The 24,760-nt window shown below is 59.3% G+C and carries 26 protein-coding genes; 6 read left to right on the top strand and 20 right to left on the bottom strand.

The genetic code is table 11. The features are described from left to right. Positions 1-88: 88 nt before the first annotated feature. The 10 genes from HNQ83_RS14425 to HNQ83_RS14380 form a co-directional block, all read right to left on the bottom strand. Complete coding sequence (locus HNQ83_RS14425) at positions 89-889, bottom strand: N-acyl homoserine lactonase family protein (protein WP_175389580.1); 801 nt, start codon at positions 887-889, stop codon at positions 89-91. 13 nt (positions 890-902) lie between these two features. Further along, on the bottom strand, positions 903-1,862 hold the full coding sequence (locus HNQ83_RS14420) for a diiron oxygenase (RefSeq protein ID WP_175389579.1): 960 nt from the start codon (positions 1,860-1,862) through the stop codon (positions 903-905). A 63-nt stretch (positions 1,863-1,925) separates the two neighbouring features. Further along, on the bottom strand, positions 1,926-2,684 hold the full coding sequence (locus HNQ83_RS14415; protein ID WP_175389578.1) for a TauD/TfdA family dioxygenase: 759 nt from the start codon (positions 2,682-2,684) through the stop codon (positions 1,926-1,928). Positions 2,685-2,705: 21 nt separating this feature from the next. Continuing rightward, on the bottom strand, positions 2,706-3,578 hold the full coding sequence (locus HNQ83_RS14410; protein ID WP_175389577.1) for a branched-chain amino acid aminotransferase: 873 nt from the start codon (positions 3,576-3,578) through the stop codon (positions 2,706-2,708). Between the two features lie 31 nt (positions 3,579-3,609). Then, positions 3,610-4,962 (bottom strand): KamA family radical SAM protein, encoded by a 1,353-nt coding sequence (locus HNQ83_RS14405; protein WP_175389576.1) that lies wholly within the window; start codon positions 4,960-4,962, stop codon positions 3,610-3,612. A 30-nt stretch (positions 4,963-4,992) separates the two neighbouring features. Further along, entirely contained in the window at positions 4,993-5,637 is a 645-nt protein-coding gene (gene yfcF / locus HNQ83_RS14400) for a glutathione transferase (protein WP_175389575.1), read from the bottom strand. A 263-nt stretch (positions 5,638-5,900) separates the two neighbouring features. Then, positions 5,901-6,368: a cupin domain-containing protein gene (locus HNQ83_RS14395; RefSeq protein ID WP_175389574.1), complete on the bottom strand. Its 468-nt coding sequence runs from the start codon at positions 6,366-6,368 to the stop codon at positions 5,901-5,903. A 71-nt stretch (positions 6,369-6,439) separates the two neighbouring features. Beyond that, positions 6,440-6,934 carry a RidA family protein gene (locus HNQ83_RS14390; protein ID WP_175389573.1) on the bottom strand — a complete coding sequence of 165 codons (495 nt, stop codon included), beginning with the start codon at positions 6,932-6,934 and terminating at the stop codon, positions 6,440-6,442. A gap of 49 nt (positions 6,935-6,983) precedes the next feature. After that, entirely contained in the window at positions 6,984-8,276 is a 1,293-nt protein-coding gene (locus HNQ83_RS14385; protein ID WP_175389572.1) for an acetyl-CoA carboxylase biotin carboxylase subunit family protein, read from the bottom strand. A gap of 42 nt (positions 8,277-8,318) precedes the next feature. Continuing rightward, entirely contained in the window at positions 8,319-9,419 is a 1,101-nt protein-coding gene (locus HNQ83_RS14380) for a hypothetical protein (RefSeq protein WP_175389571.1), read from the bottom strand. Positions 9,420-9,567: 148 nt separating this feature from the next. On the opposite strand from HNQ83_RS14380, the gene HNQ83_RS14375 reads away from it, so the two are divergent. After that, positions 9,568-10,980 carry a PLP-dependent aminotransferase family protein gene (locus HNQ83_RS14375; RefSeq protein WP_175389570.1) on the top strand — a complete coding sequence of 471 codons (1,413 nt, stop codon included), beginning with the start codon at positions 9,568-9,570 and terminating at the stop codon, positions 10,978-10,980. 268 nt (positions 10,981-11,248) lie between these two features. Here the strand turns inward: HNQ83_RS14375 and HNQ83_RS14370 are convergent, their stop codons facing one another. The 9 genes from HNQ83_RS14370 to hmpA all read right to left on the bottom strand — a co-directional run bounded on the left by HNQ83_RS14370 (position 11,249) and on the right by hmpA (position 19,699). Further along, positions 11,249-11,563, bottom strand: coding sequence for a DNA-binding transcriptional regulator (locus HNQ83_RS14370; RefSeq protein ID WP_175389569.1), 315 nt, complete (start codon positions 11,561-11,563; stop codon positions 11,249-11,251). Next, positions 11,560-11,904, bottom strand: a complete 345-nt coding sequence (locus HNQ83_RS14365) for a toxin (RefSeq protein ID WP_175389583.1) — start codon at positions 11,902-11,904, stop codon at positions 11,560-11,562. The genes HNQ83_RS14370 and HNQ83_RS14365 overlap by 4 nt, the downstream gene beginning before the upstream one ends. Before the next feature lie 153 nt (positions 11,905-12,057). Next, positions 12,058-12,945 carry a heme o synthase gene (cyoE, locus tag HNQ83_RS14360; RefSeq protein ID WP_175389568.1) on the bottom strand — a complete coding sequence of 296 codons (888 nt, stop codon included), beginning with the start codon at positions 12,943-12,945 and terminating at the stop codon, positions 12,058-12,060. Between the two features lie 11 nt (positions 12,946-12,956). Then, complete coding sequence (cyoD, locus tag HNQ83_RS14355) at positions 12,957-13,295, bottom strand: cytochrome o ubiquinol oxidase subunit IV (protein WP_096513371.1); 339 nt, start codon at positions 13,293-13,295, stop codon at positions 12,957-12,959. Then, positions 13,296-13,916, bottom strand: coding sequence for a cytochrome o ubiquinol oxidase subunit III (locus HNQ83_RS14350; protein ID WP_175389567.1), 621 nt, complete (start codon positions 13,914-13,916; stop codon positions 13,296-13,298). It abuts the gene before it with no gap. 3 nt (positions 13,917-13,919) lie between these two features. After that, positions 13,920-15,950, bottom strand: a complete 2,031-nt coding sequence (cyoB, locus tag HNQ83_RS14345; RefSeq protein WP_175389566.1) for a cytochrome o ubiquinol oxidase subunit I — start codon at positions 15,948-15,950, stop codon at positions 13,920-13,922. A 3-nt stretch (positions 15,951-15,953) separates the two neighbouring features. Next, complete coding sequence (gene cyoA, locus HNQ83_RS14340) at positions 15,954-16,889, bottom strand: ubiquinol oxidase subunit II (RefSeq protein ID WP_150769483.1); 936 nt, start codon at positions 16,887-16,889, stop codon at positions 15,954-15,956. An 828-nt stretch (positions 16,890-17,717) separates the two neighbouring features. Further along, positions 17,718-18,227 carry a disulfide bond formation protein B gene (locus tag HNQ83_RS14335; protein ID WP_175389565.1) on the bottom strand — a complete coding sequence of 170 codons (510 nt, stop codon included), beginning with the start codon at positions 18,225-18,227 and terminating at the stop codon, positions 17,718-17,720. Positions 18,228-18,517: 290 nt separating this feature from the next. After that, entirely contained in the window at positions 18,518-19,699 is a 1,182-nt protein-coding gene (hmpA, locus tag HNQ83_RS14330) for an NO-inducible flavohemoprotein (RefSeq protein ID WP_175389564.1), read from the bottom strand. Positions 19,700-19,854: 155 nt separating this feature from the next. On the opposite strand from hmpA, the gene norR reads away from it, so the two are divergent. The 5 genes from norR to HNQ83_RS14305 all read left to right on the top strand — a co-directional run bounded on the left by norR (position 19,855) and on the right by HNQ83_RS14305 (position 24,302). Continuing rightward, the gene (gene norR / locus HNQ83_RS14325; protein ID WP_175389563.1) at positions 19,855-21,405 is read left to right on the top strand and encodes a nitric oxide reductase transcriptional regulator NorR; all 1,551 of its coding nucleotides are present in this window, start codon (positions 19,855-19,857) and stop codon (positions 21,403-21,405) included. A gap of 198 nt (positions 21,406-21,603) precedes the next feature. Further along, positions 21,604-22,506, top strand: a complete 903-nt coding sequence (locus HNQ83_RS14320; protein WP_175389562.1) for a chemotaxis protein CheV — start codon at positions 21,604-21,606, stop codon at positions 22,504-22,506. Positions 22,507-22,533: 27 nt separating this feature from the next. After that, complete coding sequence (locus HNQ83_RS14315; protein WP_175389582.1) at positions 22,534-22,992, top strand: N-acetyltransferase; 459 nt, start codon at positions 22,534-22,536, stop codon at positions 22,990-22,992. Positions 22,993-23,142: 150 nt separating this feature from the next. Further along, a complete protein-coding gene (locus HNQ83_RS14310) occupies positions 23,143-23,469 on the top strand; it encodes a hypothetical protein (protein WP_175389561.1) in 327 nt (108 codons plus the stop codon). An 83-nt stretch (positions 23,470-23,552) separates the two neighbouring features. Next, positions 23,553-24,302 carry a YkgJ family cysteine cluster protein gene (locus HNQ83_RS14305; RefSeq protein ID WP_175389560.1) on the top strand — a complete coding sequence of 250 codons (750 nt, stop codon included), beginning with the start codon at positions 23,553-23,555 and terminating at the stop codon, positions 24,300-24,302. 154 nt (positions 24,303-24,456) lie between these two features. On the opposite strand, the gene HNQ83_RS14300 is transcribed toward HNQ83_RS14305, so the two are convergent. Next, positions 24,457-24,714 carry a hypothetical protein gene (locus HNQ83_RS14300; protein ID WP_175389559.1) on the bottom strand — a complete coding sequence of 86 codons (258 nt, stop codon included), beginning with the start codon at positions 24,712-24,714 and terminating at the stop codon, positions 24,457-24,459. Positions 24,715-24,760 lie beyond the last annotated feature (46 nt).

The following is a 24,760-nucleotide window of genomic DNA, read 5'->3' as shown; positions in this document are numbered from 1 at the left end:
CCTGCTCGCGAAGGCGGTGTATCAGACACATCAATGTTGAATGTGCTGCCGTCTTTGCGAGCAGGCTCGCTCCCACAGGGGGAAGTGGTCAGGTTGGGTTCTGGTGCAGGCAGATGATATGCGGATCATCATTCCAATGCGGAAAACGCTCGGCGATCAGCGGGTCGTGGCCGGGGATGACGTGGTCTTCGCTGTCGGCCAGGCGGTCGATTTCGCTGAAGGCTTCAAGGGTTTGCGCCATGTCGTCGAGGATCGGGAACGGACTGCGCTCACGGATGTTGAGCCACAGGTGCGCCGCGTCGGACGCCAGCACGATCCAGCCCCGTTCGGTATTGACCCGCACCACCTGGCTACCGGGCGTATGCCCGCCCACCGCGTGCAGCGTGACCCCGGGCATCACTTCAGCCGTACCACGGTGCAAACGCATGCGCCCTTCGAACAGCGGCGGCAGCGCCGACATCACGTCCTCGACTTCGTAGGTTTTATTCACCGCGCGATGAGCCATTTTCGGTCCGGTGCAAAAGCGCAACTCCGCTTCTTGCAGATGCACCGTCGCCTTGGGAAACAGCCCGAGATTGCCGGCATGATCCCAGTGCAAATGGGTCAGGATCAGTTGCTCGACCTGCGCCGGATCGATGTCCAGTTGGCGCAGGGATTCTTCCGGCAGGCGATACATCTGACGGTTGCGCCGATCCGCCGTGGCCGGTTGAAAGCAGGTGTCGACCACGATCACCGATTGCTCGTTACGGATCACCCAGAAGTAGTAATCCAGCGGCATCGGCGCATTCGGATCGCCGCAGCAGGCGTCGTAGAGAAAATTCTCCCGGGCGGTGCGCTGGGCGTTGGCGCCGACACGGATGGCGAACACTTCGTACACGGGAACAGACATGGACACCTCCGATTCACGCCGCAGCAGTGGCTTTCAAGGTCGGACGAAAATCGAAATCGATCTGATCGCTGATCCCCAGATCCTGCGCCAATTTATGCAGGCCGCTGTAGTCGCGCATGATCGTCGCGTTCTTGTTGCTCTCGCGGGTGTCGGCAATGATCAGTGCGGCGTCCGCCACCCCAAGCTGCGTCAGGATCGCCTCCCACATCGAGTAGTCCTGAGCGATAAAGGCACTCAGCGCCACCGACAAGTTGCGTGCGAAAAATTCCCGCTGCGCCGGCTGCATGTTGGCGTACATCACCTTGGCCACTTCGACCAACACTTTGCTGTGCGCGTATTCGTCACGGTTATGCAGCTCGGCGACGCGGCGGTTCTGCGGTTGGATGCTCTGGTCATCCGCCAACAGATCCAGGTAAGCGTTGACGCTGATCTCGGCCACCACCGCAAAGGTGATCGCCGCCAGGTCTTTCTGCCACTGCTCGGTCAGCGTTTCCCGCAACGCCAGCAGTCGCAGGTAGGTGACCGACGGCGGCAAGTCCAGATCCTGATCGAGGGCACGTTCCAGTTTGGTCCGCTCGATGGCCCGCAGGTGCATGAGCGTGTGGTAGTGCTCGTCGATCAGGGTCTGTTGCATGGCCTCGCGGAAATGCCAGTCGTCCTTGCCCAGGTACTGATTGGCGATGACGCTGAGCGCCGGATTCACCACGTGTTCTTCGGCGGTCACGGTGCGCAGGTTGTAGCCGATCCAGCCCCAGGTCACGACGCTGCTCTTGAGCTCCTCGCTCAAGGCCTGGAATTTCGGGTGGTGGTAAAACGGCACCATGCGCTCCGGGTAGTCCGGGCGCGACGGGTCGAATGCTTCATCGACCGCTGTCTTGTCCGGCGAGCAGACCGTGGCGCGACGGGTCCAGGCCTGATTGAGCCGCACGATCAGTTGATGATCGACCTGGGCGATCTCGATTGCTGTTTGCATGACGCGATACCTGTAGGACGCGTACCCGCTGCCGGGTACGCCAATGGAATGGAGACGGAAAAATCAGGCCAGCCAATAGCGGGTCAGGTGGCGCGCCGGGTCAGTGTATCGGCTGCGGGCATGGATCATGCGCCAGTTGTCCCAAATCAGCATGCAACCCTCGGGAATCAGCACCGGAATGTTGTGCTCGACGAAGTACGCCTCACCGAGCACGGCAAACCTGGCCAACGGCGAGTCGTTGTTGTTGACCTGTGATTGCTGCAAGGCTTCTTTCGACGGATTCACATCGCCGTAGTGAAACTGGTTGTAGCTGAAGCGGAAAATATCGCCGTCCTCTGTAGGTGTCAGGATGTATTCCTTGACCCGGGTTTGCGCGGGCTCGCCGGGCTTGGCGGTGGCGACGAACTCCACCGGCGTATCGTCGAGCCATTCGCGCAGTTCCGGCTCGGTGTGTTCCAGCGATTTCAGGAACGCGTAACCATCCACCAACCCGGTGTGGCCGCCACCGCACGTGGCTTGTCGATGGCAATGCAGCGCCAGATAACGCGGCGGCGGGCCATACACCGGTGCCTCGGTGTGCGGACCGATGCCGTTCATGCTCTGGGAGTACGGCAGGTCTTCATAACCCGGCTTGCGGGTGATGGCGAACGCGGTCTGCCCGTTGAATTGCGGAATGACCGGGCCGAACTCATGCAGTGTGCCGACGACGTCATGGGCAAATTCCCCCGGCGTCAGCACTGTCCAGCCACGGCTCGACAACTCCTCATGGCGATGGCCCAGCGAAACGTAAGGTTTGGACGCAACAATCCCTTGATCTGACATGGTGAGGTTCCTGGCTATTTATCAGGCGTTTACGGTTGAGGTGTAAGCGGCAATCAGTTCGCGGCAAGCGATGCCCGGTCGGTAGTGCTGTTCATCGATGCTCTGCACGGGCGTAATTTCGGCGGCGGTACCCGTCAGAAAACACTCGTCGAAGTCGCCCAGCTGCGTAGGCAAAATCGTGGTTTCGATCACCTGGTAATCCAGGGCTTTCGCCAGTTCGATGACGGTCTGGCGGGTAATGCCGTCGAGGAAACAATCCGGCGTCGGCGTGTACAAAGTCCGACCTTTGACGAAGAACACGTTGGCGCTGGTGGCTTCGGCGACGTGACCGCGCCAGTCGAGCATCAAGGCGTCGTGGTAGCCGTTGTTTTCCGCGTCGTGCTTGCTCAGCGTGGCGATCTGGTAATGCCCCGACGCCTTGGCTTCGAAGGGGCTGCTGCTCGGTGGCGGGCGGCGCCACGTCGCGGTTTTCAAGCGAATGCCGGCCATGCGCGCGGCCGGGTCGAAATAGCTCGGCCATTGCCAGCAGGCGATCGCCACATGCACCTTGTTGAAACGTGCCGAGGTGGAAATCATCTCGCTGCCGCGCCAGGCCACCGGTCGCAGATAGCCCTCGACCACCTGGTTGCGGGCCAACAGTTCATGGCTGGCCGCCTCCAGTTCGGCGGGCTCGAACGGGATGGCAAAGTCCATCAGCTGCGCCGAGCGATACAACCGCTCAGTGTGCTCGCGCAGCTTGAAAACCTTGCCGTTGTACACGCGCTCCCCTTCATACACCGTGCTCGCGTAATGCAAGCCGTGGGTCAGCACATGCAGGCGTGCCTGGGACCATTCGACGAACTCGCCGTCGAGCCAGATCACGCCTTCGCGTTGATCAAATGGAATGCCGCTCATGTCCTTGTCTCCCCAATATTCAAGAATCGACCTACGCCGTTTGCAGCAGCACCGGTATCAATTCCGGCGCTGGCGTCAGCAACAACTCAGGCTCGTTCTGAAAGAAAAATGCTCGCTCGCCAAAGGCCGGGCGCAGTTCGTCGAACCAGGTCGCCTGCGGGTCGAAACGGGCATAGAAGGTGCGCAATACCCATTGCGGATCCCGGGCCTGGAGAAACTGCAGCACGAAGACTTTTTCCCCGGCGACGGTCTCGATGCCATTGATCAACACCTTGCCGTAGAAGGTGCTCATGGACGGGCCGCGTACCGTGCGCGCCAGCCCGGACACCGTGCGGTAGGCCGCCTGGAAGATCTCGAACGCCCGCGCCAATGGCATCGCGAAGTAATGGCTGGGGCCGGTATCGCGCTCCACGAACATGTAATACGGCACCGCCCCCAGCCTTACGCCTTCGGTCCACAGATCGGCCCAATCGGCGGGGTTTTCGTTGATGTGGCGGATCACCGGTGCCTGCATGCGCAAGGTCGCGCCGGTCGAGCGAATGCGCTCAACGGCTTGCCGGGCGATGTCCTGGCGGATCTCCACCGGGTGGTTGTAATGCCCCATGATCGACAGGTTTTTCCCCGCCGCGACGATCCGCCGAAACAGCTCGAGCAACTCCGGCGCGTCCTTGTCGCTGACAAACCGCTGTGGCCAGTACGCCACGGATTTGGTGCCGATGCGGATGCTTTTCAGGTGGGGCAGTTCCAGCAGCGGTTCGATGTAGCCGGCCAGCGAACGGCTGTTCATGATCAACGGATCGCCCCCGGTGATCAGCACATCGGACACTTCCGTGTGCACCCGCAGATAACTCACCAGCTCTTGGGATTCCCGCGCATTGAACTTGAGTTCTTCTTCACCGATGAACTGCGCCCAACGGAAACAGAAGGTGCAGTACGCATGACAGGTCTGGCCGGCACCGGGGAAAAACAGCACGGTCTCGCGGTACTTGTGCTGAATGCCCGGCAGGACTTTTCCGCCGAGGGTCGCGTTGTTGTGTGTCAGTTGCCCCGCCGGATGCGGGTTCATGCGCAGCCAGATCGCTTCGATCCGGCGCTTGATGGCCGCGGCGTCATCCTGTTCGATCAGTTGCTTGAGCGAGGCATATTCATCCGGCAGCAGCATGTCCTTGTGGGGAAAGGTCATGCGGAAAATCGGATCGTCCGGGATGTTGTTCCAGTCGATCAGCGTCCCCAGTACATATTCGTTGGTGCGAAACGGCATGACCCGGGCCACGACGGTCATGGCCTCCTGCAAGGCCGGCGTCAGCCTGTGCCAGTACGGCGTGTCGCGAATGGTGCGTGAGTTATAGGGTTTGTATCTTTCCTGCTCCGACATTCCCTGCATGGCAGCGCTCCCGATGATGGCTGGCAGTTGTCACTGGATGGCTGGCGCTACGCGCTCTATGTCCATCCATGCCCGGACGCTGTCGCGATCCCACTGACGGCGCACATAGGCCGCGAGTCGCGCAGGCACCGGATCGCCATTGGCGACCAGTCGGTTGAGCATGATTGCCAGGTCGGTGTCGGCGATGCTCCAGTCACCGAACAGATGCTCGGCGCCCTCTTCCAGCAAGCGGTCTGCCACGAAGAACAAGCGGTCGACTGCCGCCTGGGCTTCGTCGGACAGCGGGTTGTCTTTCTTGCCGAAGTACACCAGGTCAAACGGGCGCTCCTTGCGCACCATCAGCAGATCGCTGCGCAACCAGGCCTGCAGTTGACGGGCACGGGCCCGTTGCTTGATGTCTTGAGGGAACAGTTTTTTATGCCCTGGCGAGAGTTCTTCCAGGTATTCGGCGATGGCGGAGGACTCCGACAGCGCAAATCCTTCATGAACCAAGGTTGGAATTTTATTGGTCAGGGAAAGATCACGATAGGGTGCTTGATAGTTTTCCCTTGCCTTCAAATCCACCGCATACAACTTGAATGAAAGTTGCTTTTCTTTCAACGCCACAAATGCCGACATGGCAAAAGCACTGACGAAATCAGCGCCAACATACAATTGCAGTTTCGTACTTTCCATAGAACGCTCCCTTGCATTAATCACACTAATCCGTTGCATTGGAAACGATCGTAGTTAGGTGTTTAAACGCTGAACAGATACAGAAATTATCTGTTTATACGGATACAGAAAGTTGATGACGCAGAAAAACCTTCCCCCCTGTAGGAGCGAGCTCGCTCGCGATGGACCAGAGAATGCCGCGGGGTATCAGGCTCCCGGCGTTATCGTTAACGACCATCGCGAGCAGGGCTCGCTCCTACAGGGGTGGGGGAATTTGGGGAGGGTCAGACCGTGGCGGTCGCCAGGTTGGAGAGCATTGCCATTTGCGGCATGTTGCTCATGTTCAGCATGGCCAGCGGCTCGGTGGCGCTGGTGTTGACGAACCCGTGCTCGGTCCAGGCCGGCACCAGCAATACGTCGCCAGGGCCGACGTTCACTGCATCGGCATCGCCCAGGGTCAAGGTGCCTTTGCCAGACTGAATGATGAACAGGTGCCACCAGGAATGGGCATGACCATTGAGCACCGAGCCAGGTATCAACCATTGCATGGAGACCGCCATCCCTGGCGTCAACCTGCAACCTTCGAGGCTGTTTTCATGGGCGAGGGCAACTATATCGACATCGCTGCTCGCAAGACTCTGGCGCATGTCGCTGAGTTCTTCTTCCTTCCACACTCGCGCACTGGCGGATGGGCGCTGCAAACTCTGACGAAAATCCTTATAGGAGAAAAACTCACCTTTAGTATTATTCATCCGCGAATCCCGACTTACTGGCAATTTAAGTAAGCAGACACTAGATAAACAATTACCCCCTGTAAAGCCACTTACAGTACCGAGGGTCGCAATGCCGCAATCATATCAACTTCCACGGCGGCATTTTTCGGCAACTGATAGACGCCTACCGTAGTTCGCGTATGTTTACCGGCGTCGCCCAATACGTGGCTGAACACATCCGAAGCACCGTTGGCCACTTCACTGAGGTCAACAAAGTCCGCCGTGGATTTCACATACACCGTGACCCGAATCAGCGATTTGATTTTATCCAGTGAACCGATGGCATCGACGATCAATGCCAACCCGCGCATCGCACTGATGCTGGCGGCCGCTTGCGCATCCGCCAGGCTGAGGTCCAACCCGACCCGTCCGGGGTAGTGGATTTTGCCGTCCATGCGTGGCACCAGGCCGCTGATGTAGAGCTCGTCGTGGTGGCGAATCAGCGGCGCGTAATGCCCGCCGGCGGTGTTCTCGCCATAGATGTCATAGCCGAATTCCTTGGCCAGGGCGATGAAACGTTCATCGCAGGTCATGTGTTCAATCATTGTCCGAATCCTCTTGATCAATACTGCAAAATCCATCGATCGCTACTGCTCAACCCATGACCTGGCCTGTAACCCTCACGGGCGGGGCCAGACTGCTGATCCCGACCCTTGACTCGACGGCCTCGGCCAGACGCAACAAGTCATTGCTGAGCTGCCCGTAGTGCTCGTTGAACAACACGATGTGGCCGATAAACGAAAAGTTGTCTTTCACCAGGGCGCTGACCGAATCACCGACGCGCTTGCCAAAGGTGGCTTCCACCACCTCGATGTTCAGCGCCTGGGCCACTGCTTCGATGTCAGGGGTCGAGCGCAGGATTCCCCCCGTCCGCGCCCGGAGCAGGCGAATGCCGCAATAGCCGCGTGGCACCGGTTCGTGATGCTCGATCTGGCCTTCCACGGCCCAGCGCACCCAGCGCTCCCACGGGTTGAAATCGACGAAGGCGCGCTTGGCCAGGTCCCAGATGTGCATGCCGCCGGGACGCATGTTGGTTTCCACGGCCGATGTCAGTTGGTCGGCCCTGTGGAAAACTTCGTTGTGCCACGCGCCGTTGCTCCCGGACACCAGATCGGCCATGTGCCGGCCGGCAGCCATCAGGCGGCTATGCACATCCGCCGGCAATGGCGCAGGCACCACTTGCTGGATCTCGGCACGATAGGCGCCTTCGGTGGTGGTTTTTTCGGTGACCCAGGTGCTCCCGGCCACACAATCCCAACTGTATTCCCGAGCATCCTGAATCAACTCTTCGAGGACGATGCCACCCTCGCGGTAAGGCTTGAGCGCCTGCCAGGCTTCATCGCACTCGGACGGCTGATGGATCACGCGACAGCCACGGCTCGCGCCTTCGCACGCCGGTTTGATGAAGGCCTTGCCGCCCAGTTCGACCACCCGTTTGCGCAATTGCGGCAGACTCTCGACCCGCTCGGAATACACCCGACGGTAATCCTCTGGTGATGTTTCAGCTGTCGCTTCGAGATGGCGGAAAATCTGTTTGTCCAGGCCAGCCCGCGCCTCGGCCCGGGTGATGCCCGGTAAACCGAAATGACTGGCCAAAGCCGCACCCAGCAAAACGCCGCGATCGGAAAACGGCAGCACGCCGATCAGCTTCCAGCGGTCGACGTTCAGGCAACCGACCACCAGTTCAAGGGAGGTCGCCACATCCTTCTCGTTGAACGAAGTGCTGCAAACGTGATCGGCCACCTGATCGTCATGGGGTTGAATTTGCTCGACCAGCAGAATCAGCCGGGCGTTGTAGAGCGACTTGCACAGGTCGCGCAATTTCTGGATGTCGTGAACACGACTGCCGTTGTAACCGACCACTACTACACAAGAAGTCGTATTCATGATGCCCCCGACCTGCAAAGTGAAAACCGAAGCTGAGATGACTCAGTCGTGCAACGACGCATTGGATTGACGGTTGAGCCAGTACCAGGCCAGGATCCCGCCGGCACCGATGGCGGCCAGCACCAGGGCGTTGTAGGGCGGCGGCACGACCCGCATGAGCAGGACGGTCAGCCCGGCACCGACGCCCAGGGACACTTCCTTGACGAACATGTTGTTCTGCTTGACCGAGAAGTAATCGAGGTAGCTGAAGGCGCATTCGGCGAGGGACAGCAGCGCCACCCAGATCAGCGCGCCCACCAGCGTTTCGACATGGAACGCCGCCGGCGACGACAACACGGCAAAGCCGCCGGCGATGATCCCGATCACCGCCAACACCTTGAAGCGCCCGGTACGTTCGATGAGTTTCATCATCGGCACTTGGGCGAACACCACAACGGCACTGTTGAGGATCAGCATCAGGCCGTACCACGCTGGCAGTTCACCGGTCTTGAGCAGGATCGCTTGCGGCAGGATCGAGAACACCCCGAACAACTTGATGCCCATGATGATCCCGGCGATCACCCACGGCAGTTTGTTGCGCCAGCCGCTGCCGTCGTGGGTGACCGGGCTTGCCACCACTGGCTGTGTGGTGAAGGTCGCGCCTGCGGCGATCGGCAGGCACAGCAGGACGAATGCCGCCGCGCCGAGGAAAAACATGGTTGGGGTCAGCAGCGGCGAGAGCAGAATCAGGCCGGCCAGCAGGCTGCCCATGTTCATGGCGACGCGGTTGTAAGCCGCGCCTTCCTTGGTCTGCGCCGCTTCGCTCTTGATCAGGTAACCGGCAATCGCGATGCCGTAGGCAAACAACGCAGCGGCGAACATCACCACCCCCTGGTTGCTGGTGACAGCCAGCAGCACCAGGCCGAGGGCGGCGCACAGCAACGTCACGCCCAGGGAGCGGCGCCCCAGTACCAGCAAGGTCAGCGGCAGCAACAACAGCAAGGCCCGATAACCGAGGGCCAGGATGCTGTTGGTCGCGGTGTCGAGCCAGACGTTGGCCTTGCCCAATACCGCGAACAGCGACACGGCGGTGATGATCCGGATCGTGAACAGGCGGATGTTGATCACCGGTTTGGCAACGGCAGCCGTTGTTTGAACACTCATGCAGCACCTCTGGAACCTGCGATTGTCCGGGCATTGAGCGCGGACAATCAGGAAAGTCTGTAAGGTGATGGTAGAGAGGGACGCTTGATTTCATCAGAGCAAGTTCGTATAGAATCAAACGAACTTTACTGCCGGAGAGACCAGTAAAATGCAGGTTCAGCGCGCAGTGATCGCCGCCATCGAGTTCCAGCCGGGAATGCCGCTGGTCCAGCAGATTGTCGATCAGTTGTCGGTGGCGATCACTCAGGGCGGCCTGCCCCACGGTTCGCGGCTGCCACCGATCCGCGAACTCTCCGAGTTGATGAACGTGGGCAAGTCCACCGTGGTGGATGCCCTGGACCGCTTGCGAGCCAAGGGCCTGGTGGTTTCACGCCAGGGATCGGGGCATTACGTGCACCGATCCAGCACCACGTTCAAGACCGATACCGGCCCGGACCTGCAACCCCAAGACACGCTCAGCGTGGTCCGCCGTGCGGTGCTGCAGGACACTGGCGCACTGCGCCCTGGCGCCGGTTTCCTGCCCTCCTCGTGGCTGCCGGCCGAAGAACTGCTCAAGGCCGTGCGCGGCACCCTGCGCGCCACCTCTCTGCAAATGGGCGAATACGGCGTCGCCGCCGGTTACCTGCCACTGCGCGAGGCCTTGCGGGTCAAGCTGTCGGCCCTGGGCATCGAAGTGCCCGTGGAGCAGATTGTCACCACCGCCAACACCGTACAGGCCATCGACCTGTTGATGCGCCTGCTGGTCAAACCCGGCGACACGGTACTGCTCGACGATCCGTGCTACTTCACCATGCACACCAATCTGGCGTTGCATGGTGCCAAGGTCATCACCATTGCCCGTGGTGCCGACGGCATGGACATGGAGGCCTTCGAGCAATTGGTGAGTGCCCATCGCCCCGTGCTCTACATGACCAACAACACCCTGCACAACCCGACCGGCCATTCCTTCTCGCAGGCACAGGTTTATCGCTTGCTGGAAATGAGCCACCGCTATGGTTTCCACATCGTCGAAGACGATTTGTATGGCGACTTGCAGCGACGGCAGACGCCACGTCTGGCAGCCGGCGGGCTGGACAATGTCAGCTACATTTCAGGTTTCTCCAAGACCCTGACGGCTAACAGTCGCGTCAGCTTTGCAGTGCTTTCGCCACCCCTGGCGGCACGGATGGTCACCCTGAAAATGGCCTGCGGTGGCATGACGTCGGAGCTGGCGGAACAGATCATCTGCGCGATGCTCAGCGACGGCAGCTACGCCAAACATACCCGGCGCACGGTGGACAGGCTCTATGAGTCGAGCAGCCGGGTGAGCCGTTGGTTGATGGAAGCCGGTTGCTCGGTGTCATCGCTGCCCCACGAAGGGCTGTTCATCTGGACGCAATTGCCCGAAGGCTTTCATGCTGAAACATTGGCGAGGAAAGGCCTGGACATCGACCTGGTACTGGCGCCCGGCACCCTGCTCAGCAAAGCGCCGAACGCCAGCCAGTTCCTACGCTTCAACGTCGGCCACAGCGACAACACTCAGGTGCGTGATCGGTTCCTGCGATTGCTTGAATCCAAGTAAATAACTGACCACCACAAAACCCTGTGGGAGCGAGCCTGCTCGCGAAGAGGCCGTCACATCCAGCATCAATGTCGCCAGACACACCGCCTTCGCGAGCAGGCTCGCTCCCACAGGGGATCAGCGTCATGCTCGAAAATTGCCGGCAACGTTGAATCATTGTGGGAGCGAGCCTGCTCGCGAATGAAGCAACTCGATCCACTAGAAAATCCTCAACAAAAAACCCCACTCTTCTCTCGAAGGGCGGGGTCTCGGGCTTTCGATGACTCGACTAAACGGCTGCCAATCGATCAACCATATCCGGAAATTTTTCCACCAACCTGATCAACAAGGCCGCCTGAGCATTAGGCTTGGATTTTTCCTGCTCCCAATTTCTCAAGGTGCTGGGACTCGTTCGAATCCGCTTGGCGAAAACAGCTTGGGACATGTGTAGCTTTTCCCGTAGCGCAACGATCTCTTGCGCCCCCACCTCAGGAGCCGGGATGTCCTCAATGGACGTGTTGCGCAATGTAATCTTGCCTTCGCGCTGAGCCGCCATCTCATCAACGCCCTGCATCAATTCTGCAAACAGGTCGCGTTTTTTCATGGGGTACCTCGTACTTTCAATTCTGTCTCTATGGCTTTCTTGAGCGCCTTCTCTTGGTCAGCGGTCAAATTCTCAAGCTCATCTTTGTCATAAATTGCAAACATCCAGAACTGGCCATCATTCATAAGCCAATAATAGATAACCCGCAAGCCACCTCGCCTGCCTTTACCTCGACGCCCATCCGCCCAGCGCAGTTTTCGGAAGCCACCTGTTCGAGGCATGACATCCCCCGCCTGCGGATTCAGCTGCATATGAGTTTGCAGTGCACGATACTCATCGTCCGTCAGATAATTGCCAACGGTGGCAGTGAAGGAAGAGGTCTCAAAGAATACAGTTCTCATCGTAAAACTATAGGCAATTTGCCTATAGTCAGGCAACCAACGAGTCATCTACCTGACGAACTGTCCTGGCAACTCGGCGCACCAGAAAATCCCCCAACAAAAAACCCCGCACCTTCTCTCAAGGGCGGGGTTTTTCTTTACAGCATCCGACGCTTAAGGCGCGTACGTCAGCAGCAACTCGGTCGGCACTTTGAAGTCCAGGGACATCATCACGCTCAACGCGGTAATGGTGAAGATCGAGAACACGAACAGCTTGCGTGCCCAGACCGTGTCATCCACTGCCTTGTAGCCGGTCCAGGCCATGTACAGCCAGTACATGCCCATGGCCGCGGCGACGGCGAGGTAGCTCATGCCGGCATAGCCGCTGAAGGTCAGCATCAAGGTCGCCACGAGGAAGGCCAGGATGTAGATCAGGATGTGCTTCTTGGCCACTTGAATCCCGCGCTTCACTGGCAGCACCGGAATCGATGCGGCCAGGTAATCGTTGAAGCGGAAGATCGCGATGGCGTAGGAATGCGGCATCTGCCACAGGCTGAACATCACCAGCAGGGTCAGCGCGGCCATGTCGAAGGTGTTGCTCACCGCGACGTAGCCGATCACCGGCGGCATGGCGCCCGACAGGCTGCCCACCAGCGTGCCGTGAACCGACTTGCGCTTGAGGTACAGGCTGTAGAAGCCGACGTAGATGACGAAACCGATCACCGCGAACAACGCGGCCAACGGGTTGGCCACCGTGTACAACAGGGCAACGCCGGCAACACCCAGGACGGTCGCATAGGCCAGGGCCAGTTTCAGGGAGATGAGGCCCTGGACCAGCACCCGGTTCTTGGTGCGCTCCATCTTCAGGTCGATGTCGCGGTCGATGCAGTTGTTGAACACGCAACCGGAGGCAACCACCAGGGACGTGCCGATCATGGCGGCCAGAAAGATGGCCAGATCGACATGCCCTTTGGAGGCCAGGAAAAATCCGCCTGCCACAGAAAGCACGTTACCGAAAATGATCCCCGGTTTGGTGATTTGGATAAAGTGCTTGAAGGACATGCGGATTTACCTCACTTCGCCATCATGAACGTGTGGATGCTGAACATGATCCAGATCGACAGACCAACCAGCAGGGCAATCACGATCGCGGCAAAGACAAACGCAATCACGTTGTTACGCTGCGCCTGCGAACGATCCAGGTGCAGGAAGTACACCAGGTGCACCAGCACCTGGATCACGGCGAAAGCCACGACGATCAACAGAGTGATCGACTTCGGCAGCGTCGGGTACATCACCAGACCGAACGGAATCAGGGTCAGGATGACCGACAGGATGAAGCCAATGCCGTAGGACTTGACGCTGCCGTGGCTGCCGTCGTCGTGGCCATTGTGGGAATGAGCGTTAGCCATTTACATAGTCCCCATCAGATAAACAACGGTGAATACGCAGATCCACACGACGTCCAGGAAGTGCCAGAACAGGCTCAGGCAGCTCAGACGGGTCTTGTTGGTCGCCGTCAGGCCGTTTTTCTGCACCTGATACATCATGATCGCCATCCAGATCAGGCCGCTGGTCACGTGCAGACCGTGGGTACCCACCAGGGTGAAGAACGCGGACAGGAAGCCCGAACGGCTAGGGCCGTAGCCCTCGGAGATCAACACGTGGAACTCGTTGATTTCCATGCCGATGAAGCCGGCACCGAACAGGAAGGTCAGGGCCAGCCAGCCCAGGACCTGCTTCTTGTTGCCACGGAAGAACGCCAGCATGGCGAAGCCGTAGGTGATCGAACTGAACAGCAGCAGAGCGGTTTCGCCCAGCACGTAGGGCAGTTCGAAGATGTCGTGGCCCGACGGGCCACCCGCTACGTTGTTAACCAGTACCGCGTACGCTGCGAAGATCGACGCAAACAGAATGCAGTCGGTCATCAGGTAGAGCCAGAAACCGAATACGGTCATCTCGCCCGTGTCGTGGTGGTGGTCATCGTGCCCATGGTCATGGGCGTGTCCAACATTGGTCACTAAGTTCGACATGGTTTAAGCCTGTTCCAACGAGGTTTCAACACGGGTGGCGGTGGCTGGGACTTTCCCGGCCGCTACCAGACGCTTGTGCTGCTCGGCTTCGATGCGTTCGATCACGTCGACCGGCACGTAGTAGCCTTGATCATCACGGGCCGCGTGGATCACGAAGTAGATCACGGTGCCGGCCAGGCTAGCGATTGCCAGCCACCAGATGTGCCAGATCATCGCGAAACCGAACACGGTCAACAGTGCGCCCATGACCACACCAGTGGCGGTGTTGTTTGGCATGTGGATCGGTTGGTACTTGGCCGGGGCCTTGTACGCCGTACCGTTTTCCTTGGCTTCGGTGAACGGATCGACCACGTCGGCTTTTGGCAACACGGCGAAGTTGTAGAACGGTGGTGGCGACGAAGTCGACCATTCCAGGGTATGGGCATTCCACGGGTCGCCGTGTTCGCACATGTTCTCTGGCTTGTTGCGGTCACGCACACTCACGTAGAGCTGGATCAGCTGGCAAGCGATACCCACGGCGATCATCACCGCACCGAACATGGCAACGTACAGGTACGGTACCCACTCAGGGTTGGTGGTGGCGTTCAGACGACGGGTCATGCCCATGAAGCCCAGTACATAGAGCGGCATGAACGCAACGAAGAAGCCGGTGATCCAGAACCAGAACGCTGCCTTGCCCCAACCTTCGTGCAGCTTGAAGCCGAACGCTTTAGGGAAGTAGAAGCCGAAGCCTGCGATGTAGCCGAATACCGCGCCGCCGATGATCACGTTGTGGAAGTGCGCGATCACGAACAGGCTGTTGTGCAGAACGAAGTCAGCACCCGGGATGGCCAGCAGTACGCCGGTCATGCCGCCGATGGCGAAGGTCACCATGAAGCCCAGGGTCCACATCACCTGGCTGGTGAAGCGCAGACGGCCCTGGTAGATGGTGAACAGCCAGTTGAATAGCTTCACACCCGTCGGGATGGAAATCAGCATTGTCGCCAGACCGAAGAAGGCGTTGACGCTGGCACCCGAACCCATGGTGAAGAAGTGGTGCAGCCAAACCATGAAGCCCAGGATCGAGATCGCGCCCGATGCGTAGATCATCGAGTGGTGGCCGAACAGTTTCTTGCCCGAGAAAGTCGAGATGACTTCGGAGAAGATACCGAACGCCGGCAGGATCAGGATGTAAACCTCAGGGTGGCCCCAAGCCCAGAACAGGTTGACGTACATCATCGGATTGCCACCAAGTTCATTGGTGAAAATGTGGAAATCCATGTAACGGTCAAGCGTCAGCAGCGCCAGGGTAGCGGTCAGGATCGGGAACGAAGCCACGATCAGGACGTTGGCCCAGGTGCAGGTCCAGGTGAAGATCGGCATGTCCATCAGCTTCATGCCAGGGGTACGCATTTTCAGCACGGTGGCCAGGAAGTTGACCCCCGTCAGCGTTGTCCCCAGACCCGATAGCTGTAGCGCCCAGATGTAGTAATCCATCCCCACGCCCGGGCTGTATTGCAGGCCCGACAGCGGCGGATAGGCAACCCAACCGGTCTTGGCGAATTCGCCGACGCCCAGGGACAGGTTGATCAGCACCACGCCGGAAACCAGCAGCCAGAAGCTCAGGGAGTTCAGGAACGGGTAGGCAACGTCACGCGCACCGATCTGCAGCGGCACTGCAAGGTTCATCAGGCCGGTGAAGAATGGCATCGCCATGAAGATGATCATGATCACACCGTGAGCGGTGAAGATCTGGTCATAGTGTTCAGGTGGCAGGTAGCCAGGCGAACCCTCGGTGGCCATGGCCAGCTGGGTACGCATCATGATGGCGTCGGCAAAACCGCGCAGCAGCATGACCATGGCGACGATGATGTACATCACGCCGATTTTCTTGTGGTCGACCGACGTCAGCCACTCGGTCCACAGGTACGTCCACTTCTTGAAGTAGGTGATTGCAGCGAACAGTGCCACGCCACCAAGCGCGATCATGGCGATGGTCACCATCACGATCGGCTCGTGGAACGGGACCGCTTCCCAACTTAATTTACCAAACATCGTTTACTCCTCTGCCCCGGCAGCTGAATGCGAGTTCATGTCCGTAGCGGCCACTTCTTTCTCTTTCTTCTCGTGGTGCACTTTCGGACCTGGTTTCATGCCTTCGTACTTGTCGACGATGGTCTGGAACAGGTTCGGTGTAACCGAGGAGTAGAGCTCGACTGGGTTGTTCTGGCTCTGCTTGGCAAGAGCTGCGTATTCAGCCTGTTCAAGCTTTTTAGGTGCCTTTTTGACTTCACTTACCCAGGCGTCGAATTCTTCCTGGGTCGTTGCGGTCGCTTTGAATTTCATACCGGTGAAGCCGGCACCGCTGTAGTTGGCGGAGATACCGTCCATTTCAGCGTTCTCGTTGGCGATCAGGTGCAGCTTGGTCTGCATGCCCGCCATCGCGTAGATCTGGCCACCCAGCGCCGGGATGAAGAACGAGTTCATCACCGCGTCAGAGGTAATGCGGAAGTTGATCGGCGTGTGCGCCGGGAACACGATCTTGTTGACCGTGGCAATGCCTTGTTCCGGATAGATGAACAGCCACTTCCAGTCCAGCGCGACCACTTCGATGGTCACCGGCTTGACGTCGGATTCCAGCGGCTTGTACGGGTCCAGGGCGTGGGTCGACTTGTAGGTCACGTAACCCAGGGCAATGATGATCATGATTGGCACAGCCCACACCGCGATCTCGATCTTGGTGGAGTGGTTCCACTTCGGCGTGTAGGTAGCGCTGGTGTTGGACGCGCGGTATTTCCAGGCGAACAGGAAGGTCATCACGATGACCGGAATCACGACCAACAGCATCAGCAGCGTTGCGGTGATGATCAGGTTTCGCTCATCCAGGCCGACCTGGCCCTTGGGATTGAGCAAGGTCATGTTGCAGCCTGACAGCAACAGCGTGCCGATCAGCGGCAATAAGCCTAGTAGTCTGGGGTACCTGTTTTTAATCATCTCACGACCTCTAAAGCAGCTTGCGCCATGCAGTTGGGTTTTGATCGCCAACACTTCACCCTGCCAAGGGTTGGCATTTTTCTTGGATTGAATAAGGGCTGGCCCGTCGAGCGTCAGACGCGTTTCGACAAATCCTGAGCTAGCGTTGAGTTCTTATTCGAATTCGTGGTCAAAGGCCTTGTTACAGACCAATTCCATTTGGTGCGGATAGTTGGAGGCACCGACACCTGGAGTCGCATGAAACCACCTTGGCTTCTCGACACCCTGCATCTGCTCATGCTCCTCAGCGAGGGTGAGCAGCGTCGGGATTTTCAGTGCGGGCGATTGTAGATATGTAACGTTTTATAAACCATGTCTCATCCCGAAATAATTTATATCCCAAGCCGCAACAATGCTTCGCGGAACCTGTAAAAGTGGCGCATCTTATCGAGATTTATTCTCAACAAAAACACCAAAAATAGTAGGTCTTTCATCCGTATTTCAGACAGCATCGCAAGCCGACAACCTGCCTCAAACCTGGCTATAGCCCCCATGTGACAAGGGCTCTGGCAAATCGCCAGGCGCTGTTAAAACTGCCTGCTCCAGCCTGGCATCAGTCAAATCGCCCGCCTGAAAATCAGGCCAATTTCCTTGCGCGATCACGTACCAATCCGCGGCGGTGAAAGAAGGTGCGACACTCAAGATGTGACAACATGTCGCACACCTGTCGCACCCTTCTTTGCCGCACATCACGGACTTTTTACCTGGCCTCTGAAAATGCAAAACGCCCCGGTCCTCTGCTGGAGGACCGGGGCGTTTTTTGCTGCCTGTGCGCGTTTGCCGAGGATCTCAGCGCAGCGCTTTGCGGTTACGTATTGTGAGCAGCGGCACCAGTATCACCACCAGCACAAAGGCAAGCAGCGCCCACTGCGCCAGGGACAAACCGAGGATGGGCGGGTATGGCGTGGAGCAGAAACCATCGACCCGGAAGCCCAGCGGGAAGATCTTCGCCAGCGGCAAGCCATCGACGATCGGTTGCAACACATCGATGCCGCAACTGACGGCGGGATAGAACTGCGTATAGACGTGATGCCCCGCCACCCCGACGCCTGCCAGCGCGCAGATCACCACCAGGGTCTCAAACACCGTGAGGCTGCGACGGCTGCGCGTGGCCGCGCCGATAAAGGCGAAGATCGCGATCAACAGCAGGGCATAACGTTGCAGGATACACAGCGGGCATGGCGCCTCGCCCAGGACGATTTGCATGTACAGCGCGCCGCCGATCAGTGCCAGGCAGATAATGCCCAGCAACACCAGATAGCGCCGCTCACGCCCCAATCGCATTGTTTCCTCGCTCATCGCGTTTCCCTTCAAGATTCGATTGCCCGCCAGTCTACACGCTGAGTCTGCTCTTGGAGAGCCTGGCCGTGTTGGCGGGATGTCGTGGGGAATAGACGATAGGCGGGTTAAGAAGGGATTAACTTTCGAGCGGTTTTCAGGAATTTAAACCGTGGTGTGGCATTCGCGAGCAGGCTCGCTCCCACAGTGGATCTGCGCCAGGCACAACGCCTGTGTTCGCTGAAGATCCCTTGTGGGAGCGAGCCTGCTCGCGAAGAGGGCGACTCGGTCTCCCGAGTCGCCGCTGATGTTTACTCCAGCGCCGAAGCCGGCCCAAAGAACTCGTAACGGCTTTGCTTTTCAGGCACACCCAGCGCCTTGAGGTGACGCTTGATCGCTGCCATGAAGCCTTTTGGCCCCAGGAAGTAAGCATCCACGTCGCGCTCGGCAGGCAGCCATTCGCCCAATTGCTCCTGGCTCAACAGGCCGACCTTGTGGGCCGCCGGGCTCACACCGTCGTCTTCGGCATAGCAGTAGAAACGCTTGAGTTGCGGATGACGCTCAGCCAAGCCGTCGATCCAGTCGCGGAACGCATGGACGCTGCCGTTGCGCGCGCAGTGGATGAAGTGCACTGGCCGCTTGGTTTCCAGCGCCGCTTCGAGCATCGCCAGGGTCGGGGTGATGCCGACGCCGCCGCTGATCAGCACCAGCGGTTTGTCGCTGGCGGTCAGGGTGAACTCGCCCGATGGCGGGAACAGCTGGATGCTCGAACCCACGTGCAGTTGATCATGCAGGTGGTTGGAGGCACGACCGCCTTCTTCACGCTTGACGCTGATGCGGTACTGACCTTTGTTGGCCAGGGCCGACAGCGAATAGTTGCGACGGATTTCCTCACCATCGAGGATCAGTTTCATGCCGATGTACTGACCGGGCTCTGCCGCCAGAATCAGGCCTTTGTCGACCGGTTCGAAGTAGAACGAGGTGATTTCCGCGCTTTCCTCGACTTTGGCCGCCACGATGAATTCCCGCGCCCCGCGCCAGCCGCCGGGAGCCTGCTCCTTCTGGTCGTAGATGCTGGTTTCGGCACCGATCAGGATGTCCGCCAGTTGACCGTAAGCCGCGCCCCATGCCGCAATCACTTCCGGGGTGGCGATTTCTTCGCCCAATACTTCGGCGATGGCACGCAGCAGGCAGGTGCCGACAATCGGGTAGTGTTCCGGCAGAATCTGCAGGGCCACGTGCTTGTTGATGATCTTGGCCACCAGGTCGCCCAACTGGTCGAGCTGGTCGATGTGACGCGCATACATCAGCACGCCGTTGGCCAATGCACGCGGCTGGTCACCGGTGGCCTGGTGGGCCTGGTTGAACAGCGGGCGGACTTCCGGGTACTCGGACAGCATCATCCGGTAGAAATGAGTGATCAGGGCTTCGCCACCGCTTTCCAGCAGCGGCACGGTGGATTTGACGATGGCACGGTCTTGGACGCTAAGCATAAAGTGACTCCTGAGCAACGGGGTTTCTTAACTATTGCCCTATACTTATCAGGTTCCGTGCCAAGTTTAATTTCGTTTAAAATCAACAAGTTAACAATACGATAGTCATATCGACACAGGTTGCTTTATAGTCACACCGACTACATGGAGTCACTATGACTGCAAAATCCCTGCTTACCGCCCTGCTGCCCCTGGTCTCGGACCTGTCCCGCGAACTCCCCGAAGGGGAGCGTTATCGGCGCTTGCTTGAAGCCATGCGCGCCCTGCTGCCCTGCGATGCCGCCGCCCTGCTGCGCCTCGATGGCGAATGGCTGGTGCCGCTGGCCGTCGATGGCCTGAGTACCGACACCCTTGGTCGACGTTTCAAGGTCGGCGAACACCCCCGTTTCGAAGCGTTGCTCAGCAGCCACGGCCCGACCCGTTTCGCCGCCGACAGCGACATGCCCGACCCTTATGACGGTCTGGTCGATGGCCTCGATGACCACCTGGAAGTCCACGATTGCATGGGTTGCCCGCTGTTCATCGACGAGCGCCCATGGGGCTTGCTGACCCTGGACGCCCTCGATCCGCAGCGATTCGAGCCGATTGAACTGGATGCCCTGGAAGCCTTCGCCAGCCTCGCCGCCGCGACGGTCAATGCCGCCGAGCGCATCGAACGCCTGAACAATCGCGTCGAAGACGAACACCAGCGCGCCGAGGTCTACCGCCAGGCCAGCGGCCAGCAAAGCCGCGAAATGATTGGCCAGAGCAAGGCGCACAAACGGCTGGTGGAAGAAATCAATCTGGTGGGCGGCAGCGACCTGACCGTACTGATCACCGGGGAAACCGGGGTCGGCAAGGAGCTGGTAGCCCAGGCCATCCACGCCGCCTCGCCCCGGGCGGACAAGCCGATCATCAGCCTCAACTGCGCCGCGTTGCCCGACACGCTGGTGGAGAGCGAGTTGTTCGGCCATGTGCGCGGCGCCTTCACCGGAGCGCTCAATGATCGACGCGGCAAGTTTGAACTGGCCAATGGCGGCACGCTGTTTCTCGATGAAGTCGGCGAACTGTCACTGACGGTGCAGGCCAAATTGCTGCGGGTGCTGCAAAGCGGTCAGTTGCAACGCCTGGGCTCGGACAAGGAGCATCAGGTTGACGTGCGGCTGATCGCGGCGACCAACCGCGATCTGGCGGAAGAGGTCCGCAGTGGCCGTTACCGCGCCGACTTCTATCACCGCCTCAGTGTTTATCCTTTATTAGTCCCGGCGCTGCGTGACCGTGGCCGCGATGTACTGCTGCTCAGCGGCTACTTCCTGGAGCAGAATCGCTCGCGCATGGGCCTCAACAGCCTGCGCCTGAGCAGCGACGCCCAGGTGGCGTTGCTGGCCTACGACTGGCCCGGCAACGTGCGGGAGCTGGAACACTTGATCGGCCGCAGCGCATTGAAGGCGCTGGGCAATTGCAAGGAACGGCCGAAAATTCTCAGCCTGAGCGCCGCCGACCTGGACCTGCCCAATGGCAGCGTCGACATCGTCGCCGAGCAACCCGCGGCCACCGCCGTGGCGCTGGTGACCGGGGATCTGCGCGAGGCCACCGAGAACTATCAGCGCCAGTTGATTGGGGCGTGCCTGGAACGGCATCACAACAATTGGGCCAGTGCGGCCCGGGAGTTGGGATTGGACCGGGCGAATCTGGGCAGAATGGCAAAGAGACTGGGCATGAAGTGAGGGCCCCTTCGCGAGCAGGCTCGCTCCCACAATGGATTGGAAGTGTTCACAAATCCTGTGGGAGCGAGCCTGCTCGCGAAGGCGGACTACCGTTTAACCGATAAGTTAAAGCCTGCCCCCAACAAGTCGATAACCCGGCATCGATAGCTGTTGGCGATCCACGCGATTGCCCATCACCTTTTTCCAAAGAAGGTTCTTATGTCCACCACCAAAGCCCGCGCAGATTCACTTTCGCTTCTGCTGTTCACCTTGCGCAGTGGCAAGTTGATGGCGATCAACCTGCTCAAGGTCAGCGAAATCATTCCCTGCCCGCCGCTGACCAGGCTGCCGGAGTCGCACCCCCACGTAAAAGGCATCGCCACCTTGCGCGGTGCCTCGCTGTCGGTGATCGATCTCAGTCGCGCCATCGGCGAGCGCCCCCTGGAAGATCCGAACGGTGGCTGCCTGATCGTCACTGACGTCAGTCGCTCCAAGCAGGGCTTGCACGTCCAGGCGGTGAGCAAGATCGTCCACTGCCTGACCACCGACATCCGTCCGCCGCCCTTCGGCTCTGGCGGCGCGCGCGCGTACATCACCGGTGTGACCTCGGTCGATGGCACCTTGGTGCAAGTGCTGGACATCGAAAAGGTCATCCACGGCATCGCCCCGGTACAAATTGAAACGGCGCCGACCGAACTCAGCATGGAAGATGCTGAAGTGCTGGGCAACGCGCGAATTCTGGTGGTCGATGACAGCCAGGTGGCCTTGCAGCAATCGGTGCACACCCTGCGCAACCTCGGCCTGCAATGCCACACGGCGCGCAGTGCCAAGGAAGCCATCGATTGCCTGCTGGACCTGCAAGGCACCGCCCAGCAGATCAACCTCATCGTCTCCGACATCGAAATGTCCGAGATGGACGGCTACGCCTTCACCCGCACCTTGCGCGAAACCCCGGATTTCGCGCATCTCTATGTGCTGCTGCACACCTCGCTGGACAGCGCGATGAACAGCGAGAAGGCCCGTCTGGCCGGTGCAAACGGGGTGCTGACCAAGTTCTCTTCGCCGGAACTGACCAAATGCCTGATCGACGCGGCCAAGGCTGTGGCCGAACAGGGTCATTGAGTCTTGGCCGAAGACTATTGCTGGTTGATGCGGCGCGATCTCTCGCAGGGGGTGCCGGCCATCGGCTGGCCAACCGGTATCCAATTGACCCATTACCACCCGGAACTCGCGGCGTCCGTGCATCATTTGATGGAGCTTGGTTATCGCGAGGGTGGTGGACGTGTACCAGCGTTGGCGCTGTGGCAACGGCAGTTCGAGACCGATCCTGAATACGATCCCGACCTGTGTTTCGTTCTCCAGGATGCCGAAGGCGTGGTGGCTGTTTGTCAGTGCTGGACGAGTGCCTATATCAAGAACCTGGTGGTGCACCCGCGGGCTCGACATCAGGGCCTGGGCCGTGCGTTGTTGATGCATGCTTTCAAAGTGTTTCAGCAACGTCGGGAAGGCTTTGTGGATTTGAAGGTATTGGAGGACAACCTGCGGGCGCGACGGTTGTATGAGAGTGTCGGGATGTATGCGGTCCGCCGGGAATTGGTGCCTGCCTGATCTACCGCTTTCGCGAGCAGGCTCGCTCCCACATTTGGACCGAGCCCCCTTGTGGGAGCGAGCCTGCTCGCGAAGAGGCCTACACAAACGCCATCCAACCATAAGGCATACTCCCACCTTGGCCAACAACCGCCCAAGGATCCCTGAACCATGAAAGTCGCGACCCTGACCCTCCTCTGCCTCACCGCCCTCACCTTCCAGGCCAACGCCTCCAGCCCCGACGCCTGGGCTGCCTACGACAAAACCGTGCTCGCCAGCTGCACCAAGGCCAGCGGCCTGAAGAATGCCAAACCGGTCGGTAATACCGCGCAGTTCGATGACCGTGTCGGCTACACCGCTCTCCTGCTGCAAGGCCAGTACCCGCAAAAACACATGAAAGGCGCGCCAGGCACCGAGCTGTGTCTCTACAACAAAAAGAGCAAAACCGCCTTCGTCACCGAATGGGACTCGATCCGAGCGGATGCCAAGGCGCAGTGAGTGGCGCATAACTTGCTTCGACGGTGGTCTTTGCGGCGGCATTCTGTCGCCGACTCATGCCCCCGGATGCGACTGACCGCACAATGAATACGACGTTTTCCTGCGTAGGCTGTGGCAAATGCTGCAATGATCACCATGTTTCCCTGACCCTGCCCGAGGCCCGCATGTGGGCCGCTGACGGCGGTCAGGTGATCGTGCTGGTGGAGGCCTTCCTGAGCAACGGCCTGGGTCTGCCGGCACAGCAACGTGAACATGCCCAGCGTCGTTCGGCGGTGGTGCGCAGCGCCGATGCCGAAGCCTACGTCGCCATCACCTTTGCCGCCTACAATGCCGGTGCTTGCCGGAATCTTGACGAGAACAACCTCTGTCGCATCTACGAACGCCGGCCGCTGGTGTGCCGCATCTACCCGATGGAAATCAATCCGCACATCCCCCTGAACATCGCTTTGAAAGAATGTCCGCCGGAGTCGTGGGAAAAAGGGCCTGATCTGATTGTCGGCGGTGCACTGGTTGATAGTGAGTTGTCGGAATTGATCCAGCGTTCCCGTCAGGCGGATCGCGACGACATTCTGATGAAAGATGCGATTTGTGCGCTGTTGGGGATTCGGACCACGGCGTTGAAGGGCGATGGGTTTACTGCCTACCTGCCGGACATGAATGAGTTCGCCACGATCTTCGATGAATTGAATGGGCAGACATTGCCGCAGTGGAGCAGCGAATGGCTGTTTCATGTGTCGGGAGAGGACGTCGCCGGTCAGGTTGTGGCGGCCGGCGCGCAGGTGGTGACAGAGGCGCCTGTGAACTATGGGTTTATTTCGTTGCGGGCGGCTTGATCAAAGCGGTGTGTTGCCTGTGATGGCCTCTTCGCGAGCAGGCTCGCTCCCACAGGGGTCTTCAGTGAACACAGATTCCATGTGCAACACAGATCCACTGTGGGAGCGGGCTTGCCCGCGATGACGGCAGCACCATCACCGCAGAATCAAAGGCTTAACGCTTACCCATCGACCGCCGAGTCCCCGGCGGTGCCATGCCCGGCGTCTTGGTATGCCCGTTCTTGGCGCCATTCTTGTACCACGGCTGATTGGAGCCTTTGGCGGCGGCCAGCTCACCCGGCTTGAAAGGGAACTTGAACGCCGGGATCGCGGCGTTGGTTTCGCCGTCGGTGCTGGAGTCGACACTGTCTGGCAGCGCTGCCTGCTCGTCGCTCAAAACGTCGGCGACCGGCGGTTGTTTCGGGGAAGTCATGAAAGCTCCGGGTGGTGCGTAATGTGGCGGGCCCGGTCAGCGAGCC

It is taken from the genome of Pseudomonas sp. C2B4 (assembly GCF_013359695.1).
Lineage (GTDB): Bacteria > Pseudomonadota > Gammaproteobacteria > Pseudomonadales > Pseudomonadaceae > Aquipseudomonas.
The sequence above is the reverse complement of the archived record's forward strand: the minus strand, read 5'-3'. Positions and strand labels throughout refer to the sequence as shown.

What these genes read in the sequence shown, in the direction of transcription:
- HNQ83_RS14375 (WP_175389570.1), top strand. Translation starts at nt 9,568, where the DNA reads ATGCAGGTTCAGCGCGCAGTGATCGCCGCCATCGAGTTCCAGCCGGGA.
- cyoB (WP_175389566.1), bottom strand. Translation starts at nt 15,950, where the DNA reads ATGTTTGGTAAATTAAGTTGGGAAGCGGTCCCGTTCCACGAGCCGATC.
- HNQ83_RS14420 (WP_175389579.1), bottom strand. Translation starts at nt 1,862, where the DNA reads ATGCAAACAGCAATCGAGATCGCCCAGGTCGATCATCAACTGATCGTG.
- HNQ83_RS14300 (WP_175389559.1), bottom strand. Translation starts at nt 24,714, where the DNA reads ATGACTTCCCCGAAACAACCGCCGGTCGCCGACGTTTTGAGCGACGAG.
- HNQ83_RS14315 (WP_175389582.1), top strand. Translation starts at nt 22,534, where the DNA reads ATGCGGCGCGATCTCTCGCAGGGGGTGCCGGCCATCGGCTGGCCAACC.
- HNQ83_RS14320 (WP_175389562.1), top strand. Translation starts at nt 21,604, where the DNA reads ATGTCCACCACCAAAGCCCGCGCAGATTCACTTTCGCTTCTGCTGTTC.
- HNQ83_RS14350 (WP_175389567.1), bottom strand. Translation starts at nt 13,916, where the DNA reads ATGTCGAACTTAGTGACCAATGTTGGACACGCCCATGACCATGGGCAC.
- HNQ83_RS14370 (WP_175389569.1), bottom strand. Translation starts at nt 11,563, where the DNA reads ATGAAAAAACGCGACCTGTTTGCAGAATTGATGCAGGGCGTTGATGAG.
- HNQ83_RS14365 (WP_175389583.1), bottom strand. Translation starts at nt 11,904, where the DNA reads ATGAGAACTGTATTCTTTGAGACCTCTTCCTTCACTGCCACCGTTGGC.
- cyoA (WP_150769483.1), bottom strand. Translation starts at nt 16,889, where the DNA reads ATGATTAAAAACAGGTACCCCAGACTACTAGGCTTATTGCCGCTGATC.
- HNQ83_RS14305 (WP_175389560.1), top strand. Translation starts at nt 23,553, where the DNA reads ATGAATACGACGTTTTCCTGCGTAGGCTGTGGCAAATGCTGCAATGAT.
- HNQ83_RS14410 (WP_175389577.1), bottom strand. Translation starts at nt 3,578, where the DNA reads ATGAGCGGCATTCCATTTGATCAACGCGAAGGCGTGATCTGGCTCGAC.
- HNQ83_RS14415 (WP_175389578.1), bottom strand. Translation starts at nt 2,684, where the DNA reads ATGTCAGATCAAGGGATTGTTGCGTCCAAACCTTACGTTTCGCTGGGC.
- HNQ83_RS14425 (WP_175389580.1), bottom strand. Translation starts at nt 889, where the DNA reads ATGTCTGTTCCCGTGTACGAAGTGTTCGCCATCCGTGTCGGCGCCAAC.
- hmpA (WP_175389564.1), bottom strand. Translation starts at nt 19,699, where the DNA reads ATGCTTAGCGTCCAAGACCGTGCCATCGTCAAATCCACCGTGCCGCTG.
- HNQ83_RS14390 (WP_175389573.1), bottom strand. Translation starts at nt 6,934, where the DNA reads ATGATTGAACACATGACCTGCGATGAACGTTTCATCGCCCTGGCCAAG.
- HNQ83_RS14380 (WP_175389571.1), bottom strand. Translation starts at nt 9,419, where the DNA reads ATGAGTGTTCAAACAACGGCTGCCGTTGCCAAACCGGTGATCAACATC.
- HNQ83_RS14385 (WP_175389572.1), bottom strand. Translation starts at nt 8,276, where the DNA reads ATGAATACGACTTCTTGTGTAGTAGTGGTCGGTTACAACGGCAGTCGT.
- norR (WP_175389563.1), top strand. Translation starts at nt 19,855, where the DNA reads ATGACTGCAAAATCCCTGCTTACCGCCCTGCTGCCCCTGGTCTCGGAC.
- cyoE (WP_175389568.1), bottom strand. Translation starts at nt 12,945, where the DNA reads ATGTCCTTCAAGCACTTTATCCAAATCACCAAACCGGGGATCATTTTC.
- HNQ83_RS14335 (WP_175389565.1), bottom strand. Translation starts at nt 18,227, where the DNA reads ATGAGCGAGGAAACAATGCGATTGGGGCGTGAGCGGCGCTATCTGGTG.
- cyoD (WP_096513371.1), bottom strand. Translation starts at nt 13,295, where the DNA reads ATGGCTAACGCTCATTCCCACAATGGCCACGACGACGGCAGCCACGGC.
- yfcF (WP_175389575.1), bottom strand. Translation starts at nt 5,637, where the DNA reads ATGGAAAGTACGAAACTGCAATTGTATGTTGGCGCTGATTTCGTCAGT.
- HNQ83_RS14395 (WP_175389574.1), bottom strand. Translation starts at nt 6,368, where the DNA reads ATGAATAATACTAAAGGTGAGTTTTTCTCCTATAAGGATTTTCGTCAG.
- HNQ83_RS14405 (WP_175389576.1), bottom strand. Translation starts at nt 4,962, where the DNA reads ATGCAGGGAATGTCGGAGCAGGAAAGATACAAACCCTATAACTCACGC.
- HNQ83_RS14310 (WP_175389561.1), top strand. Translation starts at nt 23,143, where the DNA reads ATGAAAGTCGCGACCCTGACCCTCCTCTGCCTCACCGCCCTCACCTTC.